The sequence below is a fragment of the Mycobacterium sp. genome (genome assembly GCF_025965855.1).
Classification (GTDB): domain Bacteria; phylum Actinomycetota; class Actinomycetes; order Mycobacteriales; family Mycobacteriaceae; genus Mycobacterium.
This window is the reverse complement of sequence record NZ_JAOPWB010000047.1, coordinates 1-6,491: the sequence shown is the minus strand read 5'-3', so window position 1 is coordinate 6,491 and position 6,491 is coordinate 1. Positions and strand designations below refer to the sequence as shown.

4 protein-coding genes and 1 pseudogene are annotated in these 6,491 nt (G+C 62.6%); 1 reads left to right on the top strand and 4 read right to left on the bottom strand.

Features of this window, described 5'->3' with window-relative positions; all coding sequences use genetic code 11:
- The 4 genes and pseudogenes from JWP83_RS03490 to JWP83_RS03475 all read right to left on the bottom strand — a co-directional run.
- Positions 1-279, bottom strand: a pseudogene (locus JWP83_RS03490) (N-acetyltransferase); the annotation flags it as partial.
- A gap of 3 nt (positions 280-282) precedes the next feature.
- The gene (locus JWP83_RS03485) at positions 283-552 is read right to left on the bottom strand and encodes a DUF1778 domain-containing protein (protein ID WP_297725819.1); all 270 of its coding nucleotides are present in this window, start codon (positions 550-552) and stop codon (positions 283-285) included.
- A gap of 352 nt (positions 553-904) precedes the next feature.
- Positions 905-2,314, bottom strand: coding sequence for a hypothetical protein (locus tag JWP83_RS03480; RefSeq protein WP_297725816.1), 1,410 nt, complete (start codon positions 2,312-2,314; stop codon positions 905-907).
- 141 nt (positions 2,315-2,455) lie between these two features.
- A complete protein-coding gene (locus JWP83_RS03475) occupies positions 2,456-4,753 on the bottom strand; it encodes a peroxidase family protein (RefSeq protein WP_297725812.1) in 2,298 nt (765 codons plus the stop codon).
- Between the two features lie 303 nt (positions 4,754-5,056).
- On the opposite strand from JWP83_RS03475, the gene JWP83_RS03470 reads away from it, so the two are divergent.
- A partial coding sequence (locus JWP83_RS03470) for an adenylate/guanylate cyclase domain-containing protein (RefSeq protein WP_297725809.1) occupies positions 5,057-6,491 on the top strand: 1,435 nt, incomplete at its 3' end.

Sequence of the window (6,491 nt, the reverse complement as noted above, 5' to 3'; positions counted from 1 at the left end):
GTCGATCGCCAGGCGGGCAATCAAGTAGCCGGGTATGCGGGAATAGCCGCCGGCCATGGATCCTGAGAGGCCGTCGTCGTTGCGTACTACTTCGGTGGGGCAGATGGCGAAATAGGCACTGACTTTCTGTTCGCCGAGCGGGGTCCACACGTAGACGTGCGCGACCCCGCTGCTGTCGGCGCGACGGGCATGGCCGATGAGCCAGGTATTCAGCGACTCCTTACCGCAGTCGAATCCGTCCAGCGTGTGGGCGTCAGTGAGTCGCGTGGACTCGAACATTGTTCAATGCCTTGTGAAGACAGCTGGTTTGCGTGCGGCTGCCGCCAGCCGCGGCGCGTCGTCAGCAGCGTCGAGCGAGGACATCAGTTTGTCGAACTGTTCGGGCTCCATTGCCGTTACCAGCTCCTGGCGCAGGATGTCTTCGGCCCGTTGCATCGCAGCTTTCCGCACGAACTCTGAGGTCTGCTCATGGACAAGGTTGGCGGCGCGCTGGATGCGGTCCAAGGTCGCTTGCTCCGCGCGAAGCTCGATGCGCTTCGTTTTAATTGCCACAGCGACACCTCCATTCTTTCCTCAGTCATCTCTGACGGCTATTGATCGCTTCATTGTACGGTGAATGTACGTACACGGCTAGTGAGGGTTGCGGCCAGCACGGGGGACCACCCGGGGACCACACGTCATGCGCGATGCCGACCGACCTGCACGTCCGTGAACGTCACACACCACGCCCTGGCCGCGAAAACCTCCGGCGACTTGGGAAACGCGCTACCGCTACTTCCTGGGGGTCAAGTGGTCGCAGGATCAAATCCTGTCAGCCAGACACTGTCAGCCCGACCACTGTCAGCCCGACCATTGCCGGGGTCACCGTTTGCCGGGGTCACGTTTGTCAGCCCGACAAAGGTCATTAAGCGTTGATGTTGACCTTTAATTCGCGTGGGTAGACCCGCCATACCGTATGCGGGTGGCTGTCCATCTGTGCCTGTAGCGCGGCAAGATCGGCGTGGAACTGCAAAATCGCCGCTTGGGCGCGGGAGTCAAGCCCGAACTGGCTGAAGTTGTGCATCAGTGCGCGTCGGCGCACGTTCAGGTTGTAATTGGAGTTGACGAGCCGCTGGTAGACGTCCAAGGGCTCAGGCTGGAAATCGGTGTATATGCGTGCCGGCTGGCTGTGCGTCCACAGCTGATAGTTCCACATGAAACTGCCGAGGATCTCGTGCTGCACGGTCACCAAATACAATTGACCCGCCAGCATCCGCGCCAACTCATCCCACGTGAAATTGTTGGGATCCACGCCAACTCCATTGGGAAGCAACGTGTTGAGTTCCTTGAGCCAGGCCAGCGTCTCGGGGTCTCGCTGCACGGCCTTGGCGCCTACGGCACTCCGCGGGTAGTAGATTTCCAGATACCTGCCCACGAAGCAGTGCATGACGCAGAACAGCGCCTCCAGGTTCTGCTGCGTTGGTGTGTCGAACCCGGCGCCGCGCACACCACGCGAATCACCGTCCGTCTCAGGGTCGTTGACGACGTGCCGATAATCCACATAGGTGTCGTCGAATAACCGGCACATCTCGTCGAAGGTAAGGCTGAAGGTGGTCTCGAAGTCGCCACCGCGTGCCATCTGCCCGCGGGTGACCATGTCGTTGCTCTGCTGGGTGCCGTAGATGTACGGCCACAGCAGCCGGCACAGCGGGTGGTCGCGCGAGAGGGTGTTGCGGGTCGCGATGGCCAACTGTGCGCCGCCCGCCAGGTGCACCCAGTTGAAATGGCGCACGAGGGACAGGTGCGTCGATGCGGCGCACAAGGCGATCTTGCAGGCCTGGTCCCATCGTGCGTCGGCTGGCTTGATCGAGCCCAGCGCGCAGTCGATTTGATAGGCCTGCAACGAACGGCGCCATAGGTCCTTGCGGAACAACACGCGCGATCCGATCTTCACCAGCCCGGGGTGGTGCTCGTAGTTGTTGAGCATCGTGAGATCCCACTCCCAGGCGGCGTGAGTTTTCGAGCGCGTCGTGTAGCAGGCAAACGGACCGCGCACCGCCAGCGAGCCGAGGTCGGGACTGCCCAGATACTCAGCCGGCCGTTGGGGCGGCTGGAAGAGAGTGCGACGCAGACCATTGAAGGCGTGCTTCAACGCCCGCTCCGGGTCGGCGTCTATTCGCGGTAAACCTGGCTGCATGGGTGAAATGACTTTGTAGAACCAAACCTGGAAATCGTAGAACTTCGTATGCACCCACTTGCGCTCATCGCACGGGACGTCGGCGCGCGAGCACACCATCACTTTGCGCAGCGGCAGCCAGTGAATCGCCTCGAACATAGGCTTCGGTGTGATGCGGCGCTGGTTGTTCGGTGGCAACGGGATGTTAAGCGGCTTACTTACGAAAAATTTCCCCCAGGCTATGAAGTCCCAAATCCCGCGCCGCACGAACCATCTCAGCATGTGTTCTCCCGAAGGTGTTCAGGCACGAGGGTATGCGTCGCCGCGCCAGGGGGCGTCCTTCAATTCACAGTCCCACTCGCGCAATGGATGGCGCTCGGGATCCAGATTGGGCCCTTCGTCCCAGGGCTCGAAGGCGTTTTTGATGTTGGCCAGGCCAGTGTCGGCGAGTTCGGGATAGTGCCGCAGGAGCACGGTTTTCAGGTCGGTCCGGTCGATCCACTCCAGGCCTTCCGCGGTGTAGACCTCCTCGTTGTAGCAGTCGGTGAAAAAGCGGTCAGCCTGCAGTCGGCGGCTCGCGCTTACGATAAAGATCTGAAATACCGTCTCGCCGAAGCCGAAGCCGGTGGGCCGGTGGCCTTCGGCCAGGGTGCCGATCAGCAGGTCGAGTTGTTCGACGTCCGCGTACAGGGACTTCAGCTCTTTCCGGAGATGTGTGCAGTCGGTCAGATCGTCAAAGCTCCGGATCTCTTTCAGCCCTAATTGGCGACGGAATTCGTTATAGCGCGGCACGCCGCGTTCTCGCGCGCGCACGATGTCCACGGTGCCCATGTCGAGAAACGGATTGCCCGGGACGCTGAGCTCCTGCATGAAGCGCGGAAAGTTGTTGAGCACCAAGGCGCCGGGATGTTGGTTGCCGAACGAATAGAACAGGTCAGACATCGCGTATGTGCTCGTGAGCCGGATCGAGCCATGCTGGCGGGTTTCGGGAAGGGGAACCTCGTTGATCGTGTCTTGGCCGCGGCGGCGCAGCTGCAGCGTCTCGGGCAATAGCGAATGCAGACGGTAGACCTCGACGAATTCCTCGGTCAGCCCATACGCGCAGTCGTGCCTGTTGATTGGGTTGCCGACGATTCCGCCAAGCTCGGGGTTGCGGATGTTGACCTCGGCAAGTGTCTTGCGGTCCTTGCCCTTAGGCCGTAGGTAGGTCAGCAAGCCGTACCAGTTCGAGTTCAGTCCCGTCTCAAGCGTCTTGTTGGGTAAAATCGCCGGGGTCCATTCAACGGAATGGATCTTTGCCAGCAGGGCAGCGTTGATGAGTCGCGCGACGTTGAAGAGGCGGTTGTCATCCCAGGGGGGGTTGGCCGCGTACAGCATGTCGCAGATGGCATTGTGTTCGCGCACGAAAAGGGTGTGCAGCATCGTCAGGCCCACCCACCAGTTGCGCCTGAAGCCGGTGTCTTCGACACGAGTGCTCCAGTCAATGGGCAGCCTGCCGCGGATGCTCAACTTCATCTTGCCGAATCGGCCGCTTCGCAAGCGATCTTGGGTGTCCTGGTCGCTGCCGTAGATTTGCGATCCGTCCCACCAGTGGGTGACCTCATTGATGAAGCTCGTGGCGGCAGGATCCGGGGTACTGCCTGCATTGCGCGTCGAGTCAACCTGGGTCGTGTTGATCTTTAAAGCGTTTTGCTGGTAGCGCGTGATAGACGGGTCGCCGGGCAGCAGCGGCACCGTGATGAAGGCGTTGGGCGCGACCTCGCCGTGGCTGACCCAGTCATGGGTCATGAATTGAATCCACGATGCTGCCAACAGATTGAGGAATGAGACAGGCTCCATGTGTGGTCGGCCATCATCACCGTCCGGGCGGGTGAGCAGGCGACGGCTGACTTCGCGCGGGTTCGGAATGAGCAGTTTCGGGATGGTCTCGGGGCAGATGGCTGAGAGTTCGACGTTGCTCAGGAAGCGCGTGCGGGCAGCACCTTCCTTGGGGTCGGCGAGGTTGTTCCAGCTTCCGTCGGCGGTACGGAAATGGGTGACGCCCACGGGAGGTCGCTGTCCTCGGGGCTGAAAGCCGATCAATTCCCCCGGCGGATAGGTGTTTTTCAGATTGTTTGCGTTCAGCAGCTCTCGCACGTGGGCCAGCAGCAGGACTCCCACGACCGAGGGACGGCGGTACCAGTTGGTCCAAACCCTGGCGCGGTAGCCGAACACCCGGCCCACCAGATTGATGATGTGATCCATCAACACCGTCAATACTGCGCCGAGCTGGTCGCCCAGCCATAACCGCAGTCGCTTGAGGCGGCGGCGGTCCGCTCGGGGCCGTGGCGGCCTGGGCAGATGGCCGTCGCGTACCAGAGGTTTAGCCAGCAGGTCCTTTGTGTCGAAGTACTGCAGCTTGGGCACATAGACGTTGATCTCGGCGGTGGCATTGGCCTTCGCGAGGTCGCGCATCTTCTGCCACTCGCGACGCTCGCTAGCTGAGCCGCCGGCTTGAATCGCCGCGTCGTATTCCTGTGCCGCCGCGTCGTAGAGCTCTTGCTTGAAGAAAGCCAGGCCTGGGAGCGCGTGCTTTTTGCCGTCGGGCGGAACAGTCACGCGAAGCTCCTTGCATGGCAAAACCGGGAACTAAAACTTACTCGACGTCGGTGATAAACGGGGCATAAAACCCGCAATTCACCAGCGGGAAGCCTAATTAACGTCGATTCGCCTTTGATTCGGTGGAAAGCACGAGACAGCCACCCGGAAGTAGCTGACCAAAAGCGTTACCCACGTGTGTCGCGTGTTCCAGATGGCTTCCTGGGCAGCGCCGGCGGTCGATAATCTCCTCTGTTGCGGCTGGGAGCCTTAAGGTTGGTGTATTGGGCGGTCCGCACCACTGATTAGCGGCGGGAGCGGCGGATGAAGCCAGCAGGCGCGGTGTGCCGAGCGTGCGGCACTGAGTTGCGCCACGGCGCCCGGTTCTGCGACGTATGCGGGGCGCCTGCGCCAGAAGCAGGACAGCAGCCGGAGTTCAAGCAGGTGACTGTGTTGTTTGCCGATGTGGTGAATTCCTTGGCGATCGCCTCGGCGGTGGGGGCGGAGCGGTTGCGCGAGATCATGGCCGACGTCTTCAGCCGCGCGGCAACGATTACCCGACGCTATGGCGGCACAGTCGATAAGTTCACCGGCGACGGGATCATGGCGCTGTTCGGGGCGCCAGTCGCGTTGGAGGACCACGCTTTTCGGGCCTGTTTGGCGGCCTTGGACATCCAAGCGCAAATCGCGCAGCTGGCCAACGAAGTGCAGCGCCGTGACGCCGTCGTACTGCGGCTGCGGGTCGGGCTGAACTCGGGCCGGGTGATCGCCGGGGAAATCAGCTCTGACGCAAGGGCGTACACCGCCGTTGGCGAGCAGGTCGGGTTAGCGCAACGGATGGAATCGGTTGCCCCGCCCGGCGGGGTGATGCTCAGTGAGTCCACCGCGCGGCTGGTCGAATACGCCACGGTGCTGGGCACGCCCGAGTGGGTGGATGTCAAAGGTGCCGAGGAGCCGTTGCTCGCGCGCCGGCTACTGGGTGCCGCAGCTGAGCGCGCAGTGATCGGCCGGCGCGAGCCGACCCTGGTCGGGCGCACCTGGGAGATGAACACCGTCGCCGGCATCCTCGAACAGGCGATCAGCGGTGCCGGGTGTGTGGTCGGCGTGGTCGGGCCACCCGGTATCGGCAAGAGCCGCATCATGCGCGAGGCCACGACGCTAGCTGCCGGCCGCGGGCTCGAAGTGTTCACCGTCGCCTGCGAATCCCATACCCACGAGGTCCCGTTCCATCTGGTGGCACGAATGCTGCGCACGGTGTTCGGGGTCAGCAACCTCGACGAGCACGCGGGCCGGGCGCAGGTGCGGGCCCGCATCCCCGACGCCAACTCCGAGGACCTGCTGCTGCTGGACGACCTGCTCGGAATCGGCGACCCCGACGCTATGCCGCCCGCAATCACCGCCGATGCCCGTCGGCGCCGGTTGGCGGCCTTGTTGAACGCCGTCGCCCTCACCCGAACCACACCGGCGCTATACGTCATCGAGGACGTGCACTGGATCGACGAGGTCAGCGAGGCCATGCTCGCCGAGTTCGTCACTGTTGTGCCGCAGATCCCCTCGCTGATGCTGATCACTTACCGCCCCGAATACCGCGGCGCGCTGTCGCGGACCCCGGGCGCGCAGACGATCTCCCTGGCGCCGCTGAACTCAGCGCAGTCCGCGGCGTTGACGACCGAGCTGCTGGGTGGTGACCCTTCGGTGCGCGCTCTGGCCGCTCGGATCGCCGAGCGGGCCGCCGGGAACCCGTTCTTCGCCGAAGAAA

What these genes read in the sequence shown, in the direction of transcription:
- JWP83_RS03480 (WP_297725816.1), bottom strand. Translation starts at nt 2,314, where the DNA reads ATGTTCGAGGCGATTCACTGGCTGCCGCTGCGCAAAGTGATGGTGTGC.